This window comes from Streptococcus vestibularis, assembly GCF_900636445.1.
Taxonomy (GTDB): Bacteria; Bacillota; Bacilli; order Lactobacillales; family Streptococcaceae; genus Streptococcus; species Streptococcus vestibularis.
In genome coordinates this window covers 116,735-134,624 of record NZ_LR134275.1, presented here as the reverse complement: position 1 = coordinate 134,624, position 17,890 = coordinate 116,735, and the positions used below count along the sequence as shown (strand labels likewise).

The following is a 17,890-nucleotide window of genomic DNA, read 5'->3' as shown; positions in this document are numbered from 1 at the left end:
GTTTTTCCTTAGAAAGGAGGTGATCCAGCCGCACCTTCCGATACGGCTACCTTGTTACGACTTCACCCCAATCATCTATCCCACCTTAGGCGGCTGGCTCCAAAAGGTTACCTCACCGACTTCGGGTGTTACAAACTCTCGTGGTGTGACGGGCGGTGTGTACAAGGCCCGGGAACGTATTCACCGCGGCGTGCTGATCCGCGATTACTAGCGATTCCGACTTCATGTAGGCGAGTTGCAGCCTACAATCCGAACTGAGATTGGCTTTAAGAGATTAGCTTGCCGTCACCGACTCGCAACTCGTTGTACCAACCATTGTAGCACGTGTGTAGCCCAGGTCATAAGGGGCATGATGATTTGACGTCATCCCCACCTTCCTCCGGTTTATTACCGGCAGTCTCGCTAGAGTGCCCAACTGAATGATGGCAACTAACAATAGGGGTTGCGCTCGTTGCGGGACTTAACCCAACATCTCACGACACGAGCTGACGACAACCATGCACCACCTGTCACCGATGTACCGAAGTAACTTTCTATCTCTAGAAATAGCATCGGGATGTCAAGACCTGGTAAGGTTCTTCGCGTTGCTTCGAATTAAACCACATGCTCCACCGCTTGTGCGGGCCCCCGTCAATTCCTTTGAGTTTCAACCTTGCGGTCGTACTCCCCAGGCGGAGTGCTTAATGCGTTAGCTGCGGCACTGAATCCCGGAAAGGATCCAACACCTAGCACTCATCGTTTACGGCGTGGACTACCAGGGTATCTAATCCTGTTCGCTCCCCACGCTTTCGAGCCTCAGCGTCAGTTACAGACCAGAGAGCCGCTTTCGCCACCGGTGTTCCTCCATATATCTACGCATTTCACCGCTACACATGGAATTCCACTCTCCCCTTCTGCACTCAAGTTTGACAGTTTCCAAAGCGAACTATGGTTGAGCCACAGCCTTTAACTTCAGACTTATCAAACCGCCTGCGCTCGCTTTACGCCCAATAAATCCGGACAACGCTCGGGACCTACGTATTACCGCGGCTGCTGGCACGTAGTTAGCCGTCCCTTTCTGGTAAGCTACCGTCACAGTGTGAACTTTCCACTCTCACACTCGTTCTTGACTTACAACAGAGCTTTACGATCCGAAAACCTTCTTCACTCACGCGGCGTTGCTCGGTCAGGGTTGCCCCCATTGCCGAAGATTCCCTACTGCTGCCTCCCGTAGGAGTCTGGGCCGTGTCTCAGTCCCAGTGTGGCCGATCACCCTCTCAGGTCGGCTATGTATCGTCGCCTAGGTGAGCCGTTACCTCACCTACTAGCTAATACAACGCAGGTCCATCTTGTAGTGGAGCAATTGCCCCTTTCAAATAAATGACATGTGTCACCCATTGTTATGCGGTATTAGCTATCGTTTCCAATAGTTATCCCCCGCTACAAGGCAGGTTACCTACGCGTTACTCACCCGTTCGCAACTCATTCAAGAAGAGCAAGCTCCTCTCTTCAGCGTTCTACTTGCATGTATTAGGCACGCCGCCAGCGTTCGTCCTGAGCCAGGATCAAACTCTCATTAAAATCTTTAATAATTGTTCGAGCGTTAACTCATTACCGTCGTCTGACGATTTATTCTTGTAAATTGACAGGTTATAATTCTTCTATCATAACCCTGCACTTGGTTTCTTATTCAGTTCTCAAAGGTCTTTGTCTCTCTTGAGACAACTTCTATATTCTAGCAAAGATAGAATATCTTGTCAACACCTTTTTTAAAGTTTTTTTCACTTCTTGGCGTTTGCCATCCCTTTCGAAACAGCTTATTTATAATATCATCTCTGCTTAAACTTGTCAATAACTTTTTTAAAGTTTTGGAACCTTTACGAGTTAGAGACAAATCACTTAAGACAACTTTTATATCTTAACACCCAATTTAGTTATTGTCAATAGGGTTTTAGTAAATCTATTAACCTTTTTTAGATTGAACTTTTTTGAATCCTTGATACAATACCCATCCAACAACTACGCCAAGGGCATTCTGGCAGAAATTAGGAATTACTTCTGCGATTGAAGCTCCTGTTCCATACATAAATACTGAAGCAAGTGCATAGCCACCCACCATCACAACTGCTGCAATCAGAAGGCCTAGGATACGATAGTTCCCTTTAAAGCCAGCAAAATAACCTTGTGCACCATGGATTAACAAACTGATAAACATCCATTGCGGAGCAGATGATAGCAGATCTATCAGAAAAGCAGACAACCCGCCCACAATTGCCCCCTCTTTCTTCCCAAGATAGAAGGCTGTGAAGTAGATTCCCGCATCTACCAAGGTTAAGAGCCCTGTCGGAGTTGGAATTTTAGCTACGAATCCAAAGGTCACTGATAAAGCTGTTAAGATAGCCAATAATGTTAGCTCTTTTGTTTTCTTATTTTGCATATTGAACTACTCCAAATTCATTTGATTGTTTAATTGATTCATAAACAAAGGCTTTAGCATTTGCCACAGCTTCAGTTTCTGAACATCCTTTAACTAATTCACTAGCTATACTTGAAGCAAATGTACATCCTGCACCGGTATTGTTTTTGTCTAGCACAGCTTCTTCAAACAATTTGTGGTCTCTTCCATCATAAAAGACATCTATCGCTTTATTACCATCCAAGCGGTTTCCACCTTTGACAACGACAGTCTTAGCACCTAATTCATTGAGATAGCTAGCCGCATGCTTCATCTCATCAAGAGTCTTAACCTTCCTATCTATAAGCAGTTCGACTTCAGGTAAATTCGGAGTGATAACCGTGATATAAGGGAAAAATTTAACCAATTCATCACGTAGTTGAGAAACTTCAACGTCATGAGTCTCCTTACATACTAAAACGGGATCCAAGACAATTGGAATATCAGAATGATTTTTAACAAAATCCAACGTTAATTCTGCGATCTCAACGTTAGGCAACAAACCAATTTTAATTGCTGAGAAGGGGACATCTTTTAGTGAATCAAGTTGTTGTTTAAAAACATTAGTATCAACCGGAATGACCTCAAAACCATTCTCAGTCATAGCTGTTAGACAGGTAAGAGCCACAAATCCATGCTGTTTATTTGTGGTGAAGGTCGCTAAATCCGCATGAAGCCCGCCACCACTAAAAATATCATTCCCTGAAATCGCTAAAATCAATTTATCTCTCATATCGTATCTCCTTCAAATATAACCCATTACCTGCTGCGGTTGGCCCCGCAAGATTGCGGTCACAACTTTCCAACACGGTCTTCACTTGCGAAACTGGCATGCGTCCATTTCCAATTTTCAACAATGTTCCAACCATATTTCTAACTTGCTTATAAAGAAAGCCATTCCCAGAAAAAGTAAAGATATAAAACCCAGTTTTCTCATCGATAGATACACTTGCCTGGGTAATTGTACGCACTTTATTTTCTACAGAGGTCCCTGAAGCTGTGAAGCCTGTAAAATCATGTGTGCCAACCAATTCCATAGCAGCCTCTTGCATAGGAGCTAGACTTAGAGGGTAGGGATAGTGGGTAGCATAATTACGCATCATGGGGTTCTTAGGTCGCCCTGCATCTACTAGGAACTCATAGGTTTTACTATGCTTGTTGTATCGCGCATGGAATTCCTCCGATACAAGCTCGATACTAACAATGTCAATATCATCTGGACACTGTGTATCTAAACCGAAACGTAACTTCTCTGGATCTCGCTCCTGAGGTAAATCGAAGTGGATAACTTGTCCATAGGCATGAACACCTGCATCTGTGCGACCCGCTCCATGAACGGTGACAGGAGTACCACTATTTAACCGTAATAGAGTCTTTTCAAGTTCTTCTTGAATAGAACGTGCATTTGGTTGTCTTTGAAAACCTGAGAAAAGTGTACCATCATAGGAAATTGTCGCTTTATATCTAACCATGAAATTATCATATCAGATTTTTTTAAGGATAAAAAGTAGATCGATTGCCAACTGACCCCATACAGTTTCTGGCAAAAAAGAAAAAGACGCATTAAGCGTCCTTCCTTTATAAATCTTCTAAGGCATCCTTTACTTTATTGAAGAAACCTTTTTTCTGTGGTGCGATTTTTTCATCACCACTTGCTTTGGCAAATGCAAGGAGAGCTTCTTTTTGAGCATCATTTAGCTTCGTAGGAGTTACAATCTTAACTGTAACGTGTTGGTCTCCTTGTGAACCTCCACGAAGACGTGGAGCACCCTTTCCTTTTAGACGGAAAGTTTTGCCTGTTTGAGTTCCTGCTGGAATGGTCATCTCAACATTTCCGTGAACTGTTGGTACTTCGACAGTGTCACCAAGGGCTGCTTGGACAAAGGAAATATTAAGTGTATAGTAAATTGTTGATCCATCACGCGTAAATTTATCACTTGGATTAACATTGATGATTACAAAGAGATCTCCATAAGGTCCACCATTGAAACCAGCTTCACCTTGACCAGCAAGACGGATTTGTTGACCTGTTTCAACACCTGCTGGAATCTTGACAGATACTTTATGGCTTTGTTTTTCATGTCCTGTTCCGTGACAAGTTTGACATGGCTCCTTAATTTCTTGACCTGTTCCATGACAGACATCACAGGTTACTTGACGACGCATCATACCAAGTGGTGTTTGCGTATCAACATTGATAACCCCTTGACCATGACAGCGACCACAAGTTACAGGGCTTGTTCCAGGTTTTGCACCAGATCCCGAACATGTCTTACATGTCGCTTCACGATTGTAGTGCACTTCTTTTTCTGCACCAAAAATCGCCTCTTCAAAGCTTAAGTTGACACGGTACTGAAGGTCATCACCTTGACGTGGAGCATTTGGGTTACGAGTAGCACCACCACCAAAGAAGCTAGAGAAGATATCCTCAAAGCCTCCAAAGCCTGCACCACCATCGAAGCCACCAAAACCTCCTTGACCACCAAAACCATTCGCACCATCTGGTCCATATTGGTCATAGGCTGCACGTTTTTGGTCGTCACTTAGAGTTTCGTAAGCCTCTTGGACATCTTTATATTTTTCTTCTGCACCTGGTTCTTTATTAATGTCTGGGTGGTATTTCTTAGACATCTTACGATAGGCACGTTTAATTTCATCTTGAGAGGCATCCTTAGATACCCCAAGACGATCGTAATATTCGGTATTGTTCATAATTTTAGATACAAAGGGCATCTAATGGAGAAAGCCAAAGTAATAGTTTTGAAGATAAACTATCAGTTCCTTGAAACCAACTTTCTTTTTGGCTTAATCCATAGCCCGTGTTCAATGACGAACACTCTTTGTTCCTTTCTATATTTATTTGTTATGATACGAAGTAAAACTATATCTTATATTCACTTATTTTAGCGAAAAACAGAGGCTGGTTTGCAACCTCTGGATTTCTTACTATCATTTACTAATTAGTCAGAATTGAGCACCCCCTAACCTCTTGGTGAAAAAAATAAATCTTCCTAGAAACTAAAGTTTCTGCGTCGAATCTCCTATTTTCACTGTGAGGTTTTAACGGGCTTTGCATCTTATTTTTCAGTAAACTCCCCGTCTACGACGTCGTCGCCTGAGTTATCTGCTGTTTGTGCACCTTCTGCTCCTGCTTGAGCTTGTTGTGCTGCTGCAGCTTGTTCGTAAAGTTTAACTGCAAGAGCTTGAGCTTTTTCATTAAGAGCTTCCAATTTAGCTTTCATGTCATCAAGATTGCCTGATTCTTGAGCTTTCTTAAGATCATCAAGAGCTGATTGAGCAGCATCACGTTCTGTATCGAAGTCTTTACCTTCTGTTTCTTTGATTGTTTTTTCAGTCGCAAAGATAGCTTGGTCAACTTCGTTACGGAGATCTACTTCTTCTTTACGTTTTGCATCTGCTTCAGCATTTGCTTCAGCATCTTTCATCATCTTTTCAATTTCTTCGTCTGTCAAACCAGAGTTAGATTGGATGACAATTGTTTGTTCTTTTTGAGTTCCAAGGTCTTTCGCTTTAACAGATACGATACCGTTCTTATCAATATCGAAAGTAACTTCGATTTGTGGGATACCACGAGGTGCAGCTGGGATATCAGTCAATTGGAAACGTCCAAGAGTCTTGTTATCTGCTGCCATTGGGCGTTCCCCTTGAAGAACGTGGATATCAACGGCTGGTTGGTTGTCTGCTGCAGTTGAGAAGACTTGTGATTTAGATGTTGGAATAGTAGTGTTGCGGTCAATAAGTTTTGTGAACACTCCACCCATTGTTTCGATACCAAGTGACAATGGAGTTACATCAAGAAGGACAACGTCTTTGACATCACCAGTGATAACACCACCTTGGATAGCAGCACCCATGGCAACTACTTCATCAGGGTTAACTGATTTGTTTGGTTCTTTACCAGTTTCAGCTTTAACAGCCTCTACAACAGCAGGAATACGAGTTGAACCACCGACAAGGATAACTTCGTCAATATCTGACAAGCTCAATCCTGCATCTGAAAGGGCTTGACGAACTGGAGTTTTCGTACGTTCGACAAGGTCACGAGTCAAATCATCGAATTTCGCACGAGTCAATGTCATTTCCAAGTGAAGAGGTCCAGCCTCACCAGCAGTGATGAATGGCAAGCTGATTTGTGTTGAAGTGACACCAGAAAGGTCTTTCTTAGCTTTTTCAGCTGCATCTTTCAAACGTTGAAGAGCCATCTTGTCTGTTGACAAGTCGATTCTATTTTCTTTCTTAAATTCTTCAACCATGTGGTCGATGATTTTTTGGTCAAAGTCATCACCACCGAGTTTGTTATCCCCTGCAGTTGCCAATACGTCAAAGACACCGTCACCAAGTTCAAGGATAGATACGTCGAATGTACCACCACCAAGGTCGAATACCAAGATTTTTTCTTCTTTATCAGTCTTATCCAAACCGTAAGCAAGGGCTGCTGCTGTTGGTTCGTTGACGATACGTTCTACTTCAAGACCAGCGATTTTACCAGCGTCTTTTGTTGCTTGACGTTGTGCATCGTTGAAGTAAGCAGGAACTGTGATAACTGCTTTAGTTACTTTTTCACCAAGATAATCTTCAGCATAACCTTTCAAGTATTGAAGAATCATAGCTGAAATCTCTTGTGGTGTGTATTCTTTACCGTTTGCAGAAACTTTTTCAGAAGTACCCATCTTAGATTTGATAGAGATAATTGTATCTGGGTTTGTTACTGCTTGACGTTTTGCAGCGTCACCAACGATGATTTCACCGTTTTTGAATGACACAACAGATGGAGTTGTGCGGTTACCTTCTGGGTTTGCGATAATTTTTGATTCAGTTCCTTCAAGAACTGCTACTGCTGAGTTTGTTGTACCTAAGTCAATACCAATGATTTTAGACATATGTTTTCCCCTTTTTACTTTAATTTCTATTTTGCTTTTTTTATCTTTCATTCATAGTTTTCTGTCATTTCGGACAAGTTTTCAATTAATTATATACAACTACCATAGCTGGGCGTAAAACGCGTTCGTGGAGTTTATAACCTTTTTGGAAAACTTGTGCAATCGTGTCTGCTGGATGTTCATCATCTGCAGGCATTGTTTGAATCGCCATGTGGAAGTTATGATCGAAATCACTATCAGCTGGAATTTCTTCGATTCCTTCCTCTTTAAGAGCATGCACTAAACTTTCTTGCACCATTTCCAAACCTTTTTTGACATCATCAGTCAAACCCTCAACAGCAAGAGCACGTTCAAGGTTATCAAGTGATGGCAAGATTGCTTTTGCTAAATCTTGGCTACGATACTTTTGTAATTGTTGACGTTCTTCATTAGCACGGCGTTGAATATTTTGCATCTCTGCATGGGCACGAAGGTATTTATTTTCAAATTCCTCCGCACGCGCTTGTGCTTCTTCAAGCTCAGAAGTTTCCCTTGTTTCTTCTACAACTTCTTCAGTTGTCTCGGTAGCTTCCTCTTCTTTTACTTCTTCTTTTTTAATATCTTCTGTCAAGGCATTCACCTCTTTCTATACTTTTTAAAACGTTATAGCTTAATTAACTTCATAATGGTTACTATTGAGATAACGGTAATAATCCGTCAACTTCATAACCAAAACTCTACTAATAACATTGACCAAACTAACCATGCGACGATAATCCATTTCAACTGGACCAATCACATGCATGAGTGCCATCCCACGATAAGGAATCAGGAATTTATGACTCATAACTGTGACATTTTCAAGCACTTCTTCAGTTGATTCTGCAACCGAAATCTTGGTCACTTCATCATCGGAGATAGCTGATCGAAGCTCAAGTGCCACATGTTGTGGATTGTCCAAAAATTGATAGGTTTTTAAGTCGGCATAAGTCAGTGATGCAACCTTACCTTCGATGAAAATCAATTCCTTAAAAAGTTGTGAAAAGATATAATCAAACAAATCTAGAACATTATCTGTTATTTTGAAATACTTTTGCACAATCTGAGGAATCTCAGTTCTCAATCGGTAATGGATATCTAAGACAGTGTTTCCCAAAAAACGTTCTTGAACAAGCTTATGAAGAGTTTCCAAATCACTAGACAAGAAATTTTTTGGAATAGCAAATTGAACTGTCACCGGCTTAGATTCATCTAGAGTAAGAACCGCTAAAGCGTCGTGATTGGATAGATGAACAATGTCAAATCCAGTCAGACGTTGTCGTGTCGGTTCCACATCTTGAATCACTGCTGTACATCCTGTCATTTCTGCCAGCAGCTTCGCCGCTGCATCCAAGATATCTTCAAGTTTAAAGGCTTCAAAATCAAAGGCCTTGACCACTTGATAAATATCTTGTTCATCAATCGTATCAAGATTCAAAGAATTAGCAACGAAATACTGGAAACCTGCTCGGCTTGGCATACGCCCACTAGAGGTATGAGCTTTTTCAAGATAGCCCATCTTTTCAAGCTTGGCCATGTCATTACGAATGGTCGCTGAACTCGAATCAATTGATTCTTGTAACGCTTTAGAACCAACCGGTTCATGTGTACGAGTGAACATCTCAACTATCAAATTCAAAATAGCGTTTTGCCTTTGCGTAATCACGATGTCACCTCATTTCTATTTATTAGCACTCTAACACATCGACTGCTAACTTATGATTCTATTATACACCTAAACTTGAACATGTCAACCCAAAAAACCAAAAAATTAGCACTCTTTTTGTAAGAGTGCTAAAAATACATCTTAAGACCTAGAAAAGCAAAAAAAGAGCACCTCAGAGGTACTCTAATCTTATCAATCATATTTTGACAAATGAGAGGTCTCAATAATAGATATGAGGTGTTTGGCATAATCTGGATCACTGCTAAAACCCGCAGCTTGTAGTTTTTCTGCTGCAACTTTATAACTAGTCGTTCCTGCCACCTCTTTATAGGTCGACTCGCCCCACGTTCCTTGGCGAAGTTCTTCTAAATAAGTCATCATAGAACTTGACCAATCCTTAAAAACTGCAAAATCCACCTTTTGGTATTGCCATTCCCCTTTACTGTAGATACTATCCTTTAAACGAATACGTTCTTGACCTGGCTGAGCAGGGAGACTGTAGATGTTATGATATTTAACAGATAAGAGACTACTACCATAATTCGATTCATATGCAGCTTGGCTAAGGAGAATTGACGCAGGGACACCATAGTTTTTAGACATTTTTTGTGCTGTTGGTGCTAAGTTTTCAATAAACCCTTTCTGCGTATAAGCAACCTTTACCGAACGAGCATTATCATCTGTAGAGGCATGAAGAATCAAAGGCAAGAGAATACCTAAAGCGAAAAGAGCAACTAAGCTTATGAAGGCTGTTAGTTTAAAACGTCGTCTCACTTAGTTTTCTCCTTTAATAATGCCAAATATTCTTCCAAAGTAATATTATGTTCAGTCATGTACTCTGCTGATTCTTTACCAACGTAGCGGAAATGCCAATCCTCATAACCCACACCTGTTGACGATGTCTTACCATCTGGGAAACGAAGAACAAAGCCATACTTTGGCGCTAACTTTTTGACCTTAGCCACAGTATCTGGATCTGCTTCATTTAAGCTGTCTACAGTACTCATGTCAATCGCAAGACCTGTCTGATGCTCACTAGCACCTGGTGGCTGTGAATAAGTCTGAACCTTCTTCTCTGCCTGAGACTCTGTCAAAGTCGGATCAGCAGCCATTTCCTGCTGAACATAACTGTTATAAAGTTCTGTCTGATAAGCAACACTACGATAACCTGATATCAAGTGATAACTTGGATCAATTTCTTGAGCAGCTGCTAAAAACTGCTTAACGTTCTTAGCAATTCTTGCATCTACAGAAACACCATCGACATTAGCAAGCTCAGGATTAAGTTCTTTAGACTTATTATCTCGATTTACCAAAAGCAATTCCCAGTCTTTAGGAGATACGTCAGGTAGTCCCTTTGTATCCTTGCTTTGAGTCGCATCGGTAGCTTGCTTACTACTTTTTGTTACTGATAATCCATTGGTTTGTTGGACCGTACGACTGACACCAAATACTGAATAAAGTCCTGCTGCAACTAAAAGAACTGTAATCAAGACACCACTGATAACCAAAAACCAGTTAGTTTGCTTTTTCGCCTTACGGCGACTTGGATAGTTATTTTTTACCATTTTCTTTTTCTATTATCTCTCGCCCAACCTGACGATAGGTCATATCGCCAAGCGCTTCTAATGTAAATTTACCATTTTCATAAGCAACAACAGTAACCGAACCGTTGTCCAATGAAGGATGCTCTACAGAAGGATCAATTAACCAAGCAAAGGTTGCAATGGTCATACCGTGACTAACAACGATAGCATTACCACCACCAGACCTCTCAAGATTTTCTGCAATAGCTGTAAACCCTTCTATAATACGTTTTCTGAGTACTTCCCAAGACTCTGCCCAACCAGCCGTATCCACATCAAGGATACCTTGTGCAAGCTCAGGATAAGTTACCTCATGTAACTCCTTACCTTGAAAAGCATCTGTTCTCGGTAGCACACCATAAAAAAGTTCACCATCATAGCCACCATCTAAACTACCAAAACACCACTCACGGATACGTTTGTCACGTTTATAAGGAATGGTTTCCAAACCCGTCTCACGTAAAATGATATCCATGGTTTGAATCGTTCGACCTGAATCACTAGAATATGCGGCCTTGAAAGAAATACCTGCTGCTTTCAGACCTACCCCCAATTCACGAATACCTTCTTCACCGAACGGAGTCAAAGGGCTATCAGACCAACCTTGTGCACGACCAATGGTGTTAAACATGGTTTTGCCGTGTCTCGCAATATACAACTTAACCTTACTCATAACCCCTCCTTCTTTCCGTCATTTTGAATTCATTATAGCACAAATCCACCCGACTATCTAGCTAGCAAAATCATCAGAAAATGCCTTACCAATTCGGTAAAGCACTTATCATCCGCTTAGTTTTTAAAGCTGTGAACAGGGGCTGGGATTTGGCCACCACGCGCAATGAAGTCAGCCGATGAAGCTTTGTTCACCTTCATTACTGGTGCATAGCCAAGAAGACCTCCAAGTTCCAACATGTCCCCTTCCTTACCATAAGGAATAATACGAACGGCTGTTGTTTTCTGGTTAATGACACCAATAGCTGCTTCATCAGCAATCATGGCAGCAATTGTTGTATCTGGCGTATCAGCAGGAATGGCAATCATATCTAGACCAACAGAACAGATAGCCGTCATGGCTTCTAATTTTTCAAGGTTAATATGCCCAGATTGAACCGCTGCAATCATTCCCTCATCTTCAGAAACTGGGATAAAGGCACCTGACAAACCACCAACCTGATTACATGCCATGATACCACCTTTTTTAACTTGGTCATTAAGAAGAGCTAGAGCCGCAGTAGTACCATGCGTCCCAACAACTTCAAGCCCCATCGCTTCAAGTACACGAGCTACCGAATCACCCACTGCCGGAGTTGGCGCAAGAGACAAGTCTACTATACCAAACTCGACACCTAGACGTTCGCTAGCCATTTGACCAACCAACTGCCCTACACGCGTGATTTTAAAGGCGGTTTTCTTAACTGTTTCAGCTAAAACATCAAAACTTTCACCTGGAACCTTCTCAACAGCACGTTGCACAACACCGGGACCTGAAACCCCAACATTGATTACAACATCAGCCTCACCAACACCGTGGAAGGCGCCTGCCATAAATGGATTATCTTCAACCGCATTAGCAAAGACGACCAATTTACCTGGCCCCATTGGATCTGCCTCAGAAGCCTCTTTGATGATACGTCCCATGTCACGTACCGCTGTCATGTTAATACCAGTCTTTGTTGAACCAATGTTGACAGATGAGCAGACAAAATCAGTCTCAGCAAGCGCACGTGGGATAGAATTAATAAGAATCTCATCACCTTTTTGGTAGCCCTTTTGAACTAATGCAGAGAAACCACCAATAAAGTTAATGCCAATTTCCTTAGCTGCTCGGTCTAGTGCCTTGGCAAAAGGTACATAATCTGTCGCATCTGTCGCCGCACCGATAATTGAAATCGGAGTAACAGAAACACGTTTATTAACAATCGGAATACCAAGTTCAGCAGCAATTTCGTCACCAACAGCTACCAAATTCTTAGCCTTAGATACAATCTTATTATAGACTTTTTCCGCCGCCTTATCGATATCTGAATCGATACAGTCTAGGAGTGAAATCCCCATGGTAATGGTACGAACATCAAAGTTCTGTTCCTCAATCATGGCAATGGTTTCTGTAACCTGTTTAATATCCATTTTAAACTACTCCTATCTTATAAGTTGTGCATGGCATCAAAAATCGCTGAGCTTTGGATGTTGATTTTGACGTTTAATGACTCACCAAAGGCTTCCAATTCAGCACGTAGGTGTGTAAAATCTTGTTTGTCTTCCGATGATACAACCGCCATCATGGTAAAGAATTCATCAAGAACTGTTTGAGAGATATCGTCAATATTCAAACCAAGTTCTGCGACCTTAGTCGCAACACCTGCAACAATACCTGCTTTGTCCTTACCTACAACTGTAATAATCGCTTTCATGAGAAGCCTCCATCATTTAATTTTGTATAATTTTAGCATATTTTGATTAAAAATGCTATTTTTTATGAAAATTGCTTCTTTTTTCTTGAAAAAGACGAATGTTTCCGAGAAATTCACCTAATATCGTTTATGAAAACATCCTCTCCTTGACCTAGCTACTTGTGGATAAACTTGTTCACAACCTAAATAATTTTCTTTTTTTAAAACCTTGAAAAATCAACATTCAACACTATCAACAGACTTTTCCACATCTGTGGATAAGTCTGTTGGTAACTTGTCGATAAAGAAAAATATCGCCAAATTTCAGCGATATCTTAGCCTTATTTCCATTTTAGATTAACATGAGCATTCATTTCTTTATAGGCAGTATCTATACGCTCTTCGGTTTCTTCGTCCAGTTTATTTCTGTATTTTCCACCTTTAATGAAATCCTCTAAAATATAGGTTTGATAAGTATATAAAGGATATCCCTCTGGCGAAGTTGTTCCCTTAGGTGTACGGTTAACCCAGGTTGGATGCGCTTGAGCTGTCTTAATCGCGGTTTGACCATTCTTTTTCTCCAGAGTAACATCCATTAAGACACCCCTCTCTGTCCACTTCGCACTATCCACACCATCCATAGTCTCTATGCGCTGGTTAGAGATGAAATTTCCCATTGAGTAAATAATGAGTTTCTGCTGTCCATCCTTTTTAACCACCTCAGATGGCTCAACCACATGAGGGTGACCTCCAAAGATAATATCTGCACCCCAATCAATCATCTTATGGTAAAGTGTTATCTGTTCATCTGTCGGTTCCAAACGATATTCCACGCCCATCTGTGGCATGATAACCGTAACATCAGCCTCTTTTTCTGCACGCTGAATCTCGGCTTTCATACGTTTTTCATCCAAATTCGATAAGTGGTCTGCAACCTCTTTATCCGTCAAGTTCGACTCTAAGCCATTGTAACCATAAGCATAGGAAAGTATTGCAACCTTGATCCCATTAACATTCTTGATGAGGAGTGGCGCCTTATCACGCACAGGATTTTCATAAACACCAACAGGGTCAATGCCCACCTCTTTAAAAGCATCAGCCGTTGTAAAAGCTCCCTCTAAACCAGAGTCCAAAATATGATTATGGGCCAAATCCATAACATCATAGCCAGCATCCTTAATAGCTGCGGTCACTGATTGAGGAGCATTAAACAAAGGGTAGCCTGACAAAGGATAATCAGGATTGATAGTTCCCTCAAAATCACCCAAGACCAAATCAGCCTGCTTTAACCATGGCTTCACATATGTAAAATTCTCCGTGAAATCATAGCTACCATCTGCCTGTAAGGCACTCATATAGAGACCGTCATGATAAAGTAAGTCCCCATTAGCCATGATACGTGCTGTCTGTACTTGATTCGAAGCACTCTTTTGCTGCTCATTTTTACTATGAATAATCAAAATTTCAAGAAAAAGCAAACCTAAGACAAGAGCAATCAATCCCATCAAAATCTTATTAGTCATCGCATTGTCATGCTTTTTAGCTTGGCTCTGTTTCATCATAATCTCCTTTTTCATACTCCTAGTGTAACAAAAAAATGTTATCCATAGATGATAAAAAAGATTAATAAACGGTTACATCTCAATTCCACGACGATTGAAAAGATCAGTTTTCTTAGACAAGATAAAAACTCTACTTCATAAGAAGTAGAGTTCCCTTAATTATTAACGTGTTGGTTTATATTCCAAATCTTTGCCATGCTTAGCAACAAAATCTGTCATTTCAGAATCTGGAATTTGACGCAAGTAGAGATTAGCACGAATCGTTGCATCCTCCTCACGACAAGTGGACAGAACGAGGTATTTATCTGAAGCACTAACCTTCAAATCCTTGTTTTTAACATCAGCTGTATTATAAATAATATCCAATTGTTCCTTAAAGTCTTTATCATCTTTAAAGGATGTACGATAAAATGCTGTATCCTCCGGCACGATAACCATAGCCAGCGCTTCATAATAATACTTACGTTGAGGGGTTTCTATAACAACATATTTGTGGTTATCAAAGAACGACTGATCACTGTAATAGTTAACATCATTAAACATACGGTGGTCTTCTACCTGACTTCCTCGAGCATGACCAAAGAGCCAAGTCAAACGGTCACTAAAGTCTTTCTTATTGTCCATATCCATAAACACAGTACCAAACAGAGGTTCATTACCTCCTTCAAATGTTTTATCTAAATATGTAGAATTATCTTTAGTTTGTACAACCGGCTCATCCAACTGTGTACCAGGCGCATAAATATAGGCTATGGCGTCAGGGTTAGTTGCAGTAAGACCATCAAATTTGTTCTTTAAATAAGATTTTTCCTCATCTGAAATCTTATAAGTGCTTGCTTTTTTTGTAGTCAAAGCACTCTTAACGCCACTAGAAGATGACGCTTTTGGCGACATGTACTGGAATCCAAGGAAAATCGCCAAAGCAGCAATCACTAAGGCTGAAATCCCAACAATCAGTTTTTTGAGAGATCCAGTAGATTTACGATTATGACTACCCATGAAATATGAAATCCTTTTCTTTATCTATAGAAAAATATCACCGAAGCCTAAGCCCCAGTGATATTCTTTTCAGCAATAACGATTAATTATTTAACAGCTGCTGTGTTTGGAAGAGTTTTAGCTTCTGCTTTAGAACCAGCTTTGTTTTCTTTAGCTGCTTTAGATTTTGCTTCTGCTTTTTTAACTTTTTCTGCTGAAGTTTGAGCTTTTTTCATATCTTCTTTTGATGGAGCAGTTTTAGCTTCTGCTTTATCATTTGCAGCTTTCTTACCATTAGCAATCAAATCATCTTCAATACGTTGATCATTAGTACGGTTAGCTTCTACACCACTCTCATTATAGTAACGTCCTTCAGCTTTAGCTGCATCAACGTAAGTTTGTTGAAATTTTTGAATGTACTTATTACGAACAGCGTTAGTTGCATTAGATAGAGCTTCATCATATTTAGATTGAGCAGCTGCCACATCTGACTCGTGGTTGTGACCTACAGTATCTTGTGCTTGAGCCAATGCATTGGCTGCCGCTTTAACTGTAGGATCATTTTGAGCTTCTGCTGCGATATCTGCTGAATGAGCATCTACTTGAGCATTAGCCTCTGCTGCTGCATCAGCCCAAGAAACATATGATTTTTGAGTTAATTGATTTGAGTTCTTTGGATTTTCACCTTGTGCAAAAACTTGAGTTCCTGCTGCAAAAACCGCAAGAACTGCAGCTGATGTAAGCAATACTTTTTTCATAATTATTTCTCCCCTATTGGATATTATATTCTTTATCAGGACTCCTGATATCTCCTGATATCTCCTGATATCTCCTGATATCTCCTGATATCTCCTGATATCTATAGATTATAACACTATTTATAAATCTGTCAACATTTCTTTAAAACTTTTTTAATATATTCTATAATTCGTATATATAAAGATGAAATACCAGCCTATTCTCACTATTCCTAAACACGAGAGTAAGAAACCTCCCCAAAGCTTAGGCACAAATAGATGAGATTGGTTTACTTTGAGTGATTAACCTCAAAGAGTAAAACTAAACCTATGGTCAAATATTTTAAAAAATTGATATTACCGTAGTTATTAGACTTTGAGTAAACAGCTTCTCCACACAAACTTAGACATACCGGTGCCACACTCGCAAAAGAAGATAAGGTTTCGCTAGAAATAATTTCAGAAACTCTAACTCATAGCGACAAAGAAATTACAAAGACTTATGGCAACACTAATAATCCCCTCAATCATACTGTAAGTGACATCGCATTTCGTAGCCAAAAAATGATGGTGTGAATTTTATTAAAAAACATCAAAAAAACACCCCATGGTGTGAACCATGAAGTGTTGTAAATTCTGTATTGTAGCTGGTTCTTAACGTTTTGAGAACTGGCTAGCTTTACGAGCTTTCTTAAGACCTGGTTGGAACATCTCGTATTTGAATGAATTTCAATATATGCTTAATATCAATGTTTCTCCACGTTTTCAGAAAGAAATATTTCATCTAATTTGAGTAACTTTCAATTGAGTGGTGTGAATTTTACCCTAAAAATACACGAATTGAGCTAGATTTTACCAAAAAGTTCACACCACTATTTAGATGATTTTTTATTTTGCCTATTTTTACCTATGGTCTTACCCACGACAAAAATTATAGAGCCAAAAAACCCTAGTCACACATTTGAACTAGGGTTTTACGTTGCTTTGATTAACAAGGTTACCAAATCTTTCAGAATTACATTTTCTATTTTATAGAAAAATATTAATAATAAATTATGTAAATTCAATCTAATTTCTATAAGTTTGCTCCCATTTTTTCATTTCTTCAACGATACTTCTTAGAGCAATACCTTTTTTTGTCATTTTATATTCAACCTGTGGAGGCGATGTCGGTAAAACTTTTCTTGATAAAACACCTTCTTGCTCGAAATCATGTAACCGTTGAGCTAATATTCTAGGATTAATACCTTCTACACTACGCAAAAGACTACCATAATGTATATTACCATCAATAATTTCAGATAAAATCTCAAGAGTAAATTTACCCTTTAGTAAATTCAAGACCCTTCTTGCTGGACAAATTGATTTTTTCAAAGGTTGCATCTTGCAAGTCTCCATTCATTTCCTCCTTTTTTGATAGTTACTATACTTTTTTTCCCTTCTTGTTTCATAAATAATTACATGATAAGTTAATTATATCACTTGAAGGGAGAAATTACTATGGATATTATAACTAAGTTTGATCGTATTGAAGATATCCTCGGCAGTTCTGATGGAAGATACTTTGGTAATGGATATACACAAGTAAAATATTTTCAGAAAGTTAAACATATTACTT

General features: G+C 39.9%; 16 protein-coding genes, 1 rRNA gene and 1 pseudogene. 1 reads left to right on the top strand and 17 read right to left on the bottom strand.

Annotated elements, in window-relative coordinates; translation table 11 throughout:
* Nucleotides 1-12 precede the first annotated feature (12 nt).
* The 16 genes from EL076_RS00805 to abpA all read right to left on the bottom strand — a co-directional run bounded on the left by EL076_RS00805 (nt 13) and on the right by abpA (nt 16,293).
* Nucleotides 13-1,560: ribosomal RNA gene (locus tag EL076_RS00805) — 16S ribosomal RNA — on the bottom strand.
* A gap of 382 nt (nt 1,561-1,942) precedes the next feature.
* On the bottom strand, nt 1,943-2,416 hold the full coding sequence (locus tag EL076_RS00800) for an ECF transporter S component (protein ID WP_037600219.1): 474 nt from the start codon (nt 2,414-2,416) through the stop codon (nt 1,943-1,945).
* Entirely contained in the window at nt 2,406-3,167 is a 762-nt protein-coding gene (locus tag EL076_RS00795) for a bifunctional hydroxymethylpyrimidine kinase/phosphomethylpyrimidine kinase (RefSeq protein ID WP_126428912.1), read from the bottom strand. Before EL076_RS00795 ends, EL076_RS00800 begins: the two co-directional genes overlap by 11 nt.
* A complete protein-coding gene (gene truA, locus EL076_RS00790) occupies nt 3,157-3,906 on the bottom strand; it encodes a tRNA pseudouridine(38-40) synthase TruA (RefSeq protein WP_003092334.1) in 750 nt (249 codons plus the stop codon). Before truA ends, EL076_RS00795 begins: the two co-directional genes overlap by 11 nt.
* 106 nt (nt 3,907-4,012) lie before the next feature.
* Nucleotides 4,013-5,146, bottom strand: a complete 1,134-nt coding sequence (gene dnaJ, locus EL076_RS00785) for a molecular chaperone DnaJ (RefSeq protein WP_126430133.1) — start codon at nt 5,144-5,146, stop codon at nt 4,013-4,015.
* Nucleotides 5,147-5,511: 365 nt separating this feature from the next.
* Nucleotides 5,512-7,335 (bottom strand): molecular chaperone DnaK, encoded by a 1,824-nt coding sequence (gene dnaK / locus EL076_RS00780; protein WP_126428911.1) that lies wholly within the window; start codon nt 7,333-7,335, stop codon nt 5,512-5,514.
* A gap of 85 nt (nt 7,336-7,420) precedes the next feature.
* Nucleotides 7,421-7,945 (bottom strand): nucleotide exchange factor GrpE, encoded by a 525-nt coding sequence (gene grpE / locus EL076_RS00775; protein ID WP_003092317.1) that lies wholly within the window; start codon nt 7,943-7,945, stop codon nt 7,421-7,423.
* A gap of 39 nt (nt 7,946-7,984) precedes the next feature.
* A complete protein-coding gene (hrcA, locus tag EL076_RS00770; protein WP_003092314.1) occupies nt 7,985-9,019 on the bottom strand; it encodes a heat-inducible transcriptional repressor HrcA in 1,035 nt (344 codons plus the stop codon).
* A gap of 192 nt (nt 9,020-9,211) precedes the next feature.
* Nucleotides 9,212-9,793 carry a glycoside hydrolase family 73 protein gene (locus tag EL076_RS00765; RefSeq protein ID WP_126428910.1) on the bottom strand — a complete coding sequence of 194 codons (582 nt, stop codon included), beginning with the start codon at nt 9,791-9,793 and terminating at the stop codon, nt 9,212-9,214.
* The gene (locus EL076_RS00760; RefSeq protein WP_003092352.1) at nt 9,790-10,587 is read right to left on the bottom strand and encodes a M15 family metallopeptidase; all 798 of its coding nucleotides are present in this window, start codon (nt 10,585-10,587) and stop codon (nt 9,790-9,792) included. Before EL076_RS00760 ends, EL076_RS00765 begins: the two co-directional genes overlap by 4 nt.
* Nucleotides 10,574-11,278, bottom strand: coding sequence for a histidine phosphatase family protein (locus EL076_RS00755; RefSeq protein WP_003092360.1), 705 nt, complete (start codon nt 11,276-11,278; stop codon nt 10,574-10,576). Before EL076_RS00755 ends, EL076_RS00760 begins: the two co-directional genes overlap by 14 nt.
* Before the next feature lie 116 nt (nt 11,279-11,394).
* Nucleotides 11,395-12,732 (bottom strand): PFL family protein, encoded by a 1,338-nt coding sequence (locus EL076_RS00750; protein WP_003092306.1) that lies wholly within the window; start codon nt 12,730-12,732, stop codon nt 11,395-11,397.
* A gap of 17 nt (nt 12,733-12,749) precedes the next feature.
* Nucleotides 12,750-13,016 carry an ACT domain-containing protein gene (locus tag EL076_RS00745; RefSeq protein ID WP_003092287.1) on the bottom strand — a complete coding sequence of 89 codons (267 nt, stop codon included), beginning with the start codon at nt 13,014-13,016 and terminating at the stop codon, nt 12,750-12,752.
* A 320-nt stretch (nt 13,017-13,336) separates the two neighbouring features.
* Nucleotides 13,337-14,554: a CapA family protein gene (locus EL076_RS00740; protein ID WP_003092345.1), complete on the bottom strand. Its 1,218-nt coding sequence runs from the start codon at nt 14,552-14,554 to the stop codon at nt 13,337-13,339.
* A gap of 165 nt (nt 14,555-14,719) precedes the next feature.
* Nucleotides 14,720-15,556: a class B sortase, LPKTxAVK-specific gene (srtB, locus tag EL076_RS00735; protein ID WP_126428909.1), complete on the bottom strand. Its 837-nt coding sequence runs from the start codon at nt 15,554-15,556 to the stop codon at nt 14,720-14,722.
* 86 nt (nt 15,557-15,642) lie between these two features.
* Nucleotides 15,643-16,293: an amylase-binding adhesin AbpA gene (abpA, locus tag EL076_RS00730; protein WP_003092326.1), complete on the bottom strand. Its 651-nt coding sequence runs from the start codon at nt 16,291-16,293 to the stop codon at nt 15,643-15,645.
* Nucleotides 16,294-16,659: 366 nt separating this feature from the next.
* Here abpA and EL076_RS10445 point away from each other — a divergent pair.
* Nucleotides 16,660-16,848: pseudogene (locus tag EL076_RS10445) on the top strand (site-specific integrase); the annotation flags it as partial.
* A 492-nt stretch (nt 16,849-17,340) separates the two neighbouring features.
* Here EL076_RS10445 and EL076_RS00720 read toward each other — a convergent pair.
* Nucleotides 17,341-17,670 (bottom strand): winged helix-turn-helix transcriptional regulator, encoded by a 330-nt coding sequence (locus tag EL076_RS00720; RefSeq protein ID WP_117647549.1) that lies wholly within the window; start codon nt 17,668-17,670, stop codon nt 17,341-17,343.
* Between the last annotated feature and the right edge of the window lie 220 nt (nt 17,671-17,890).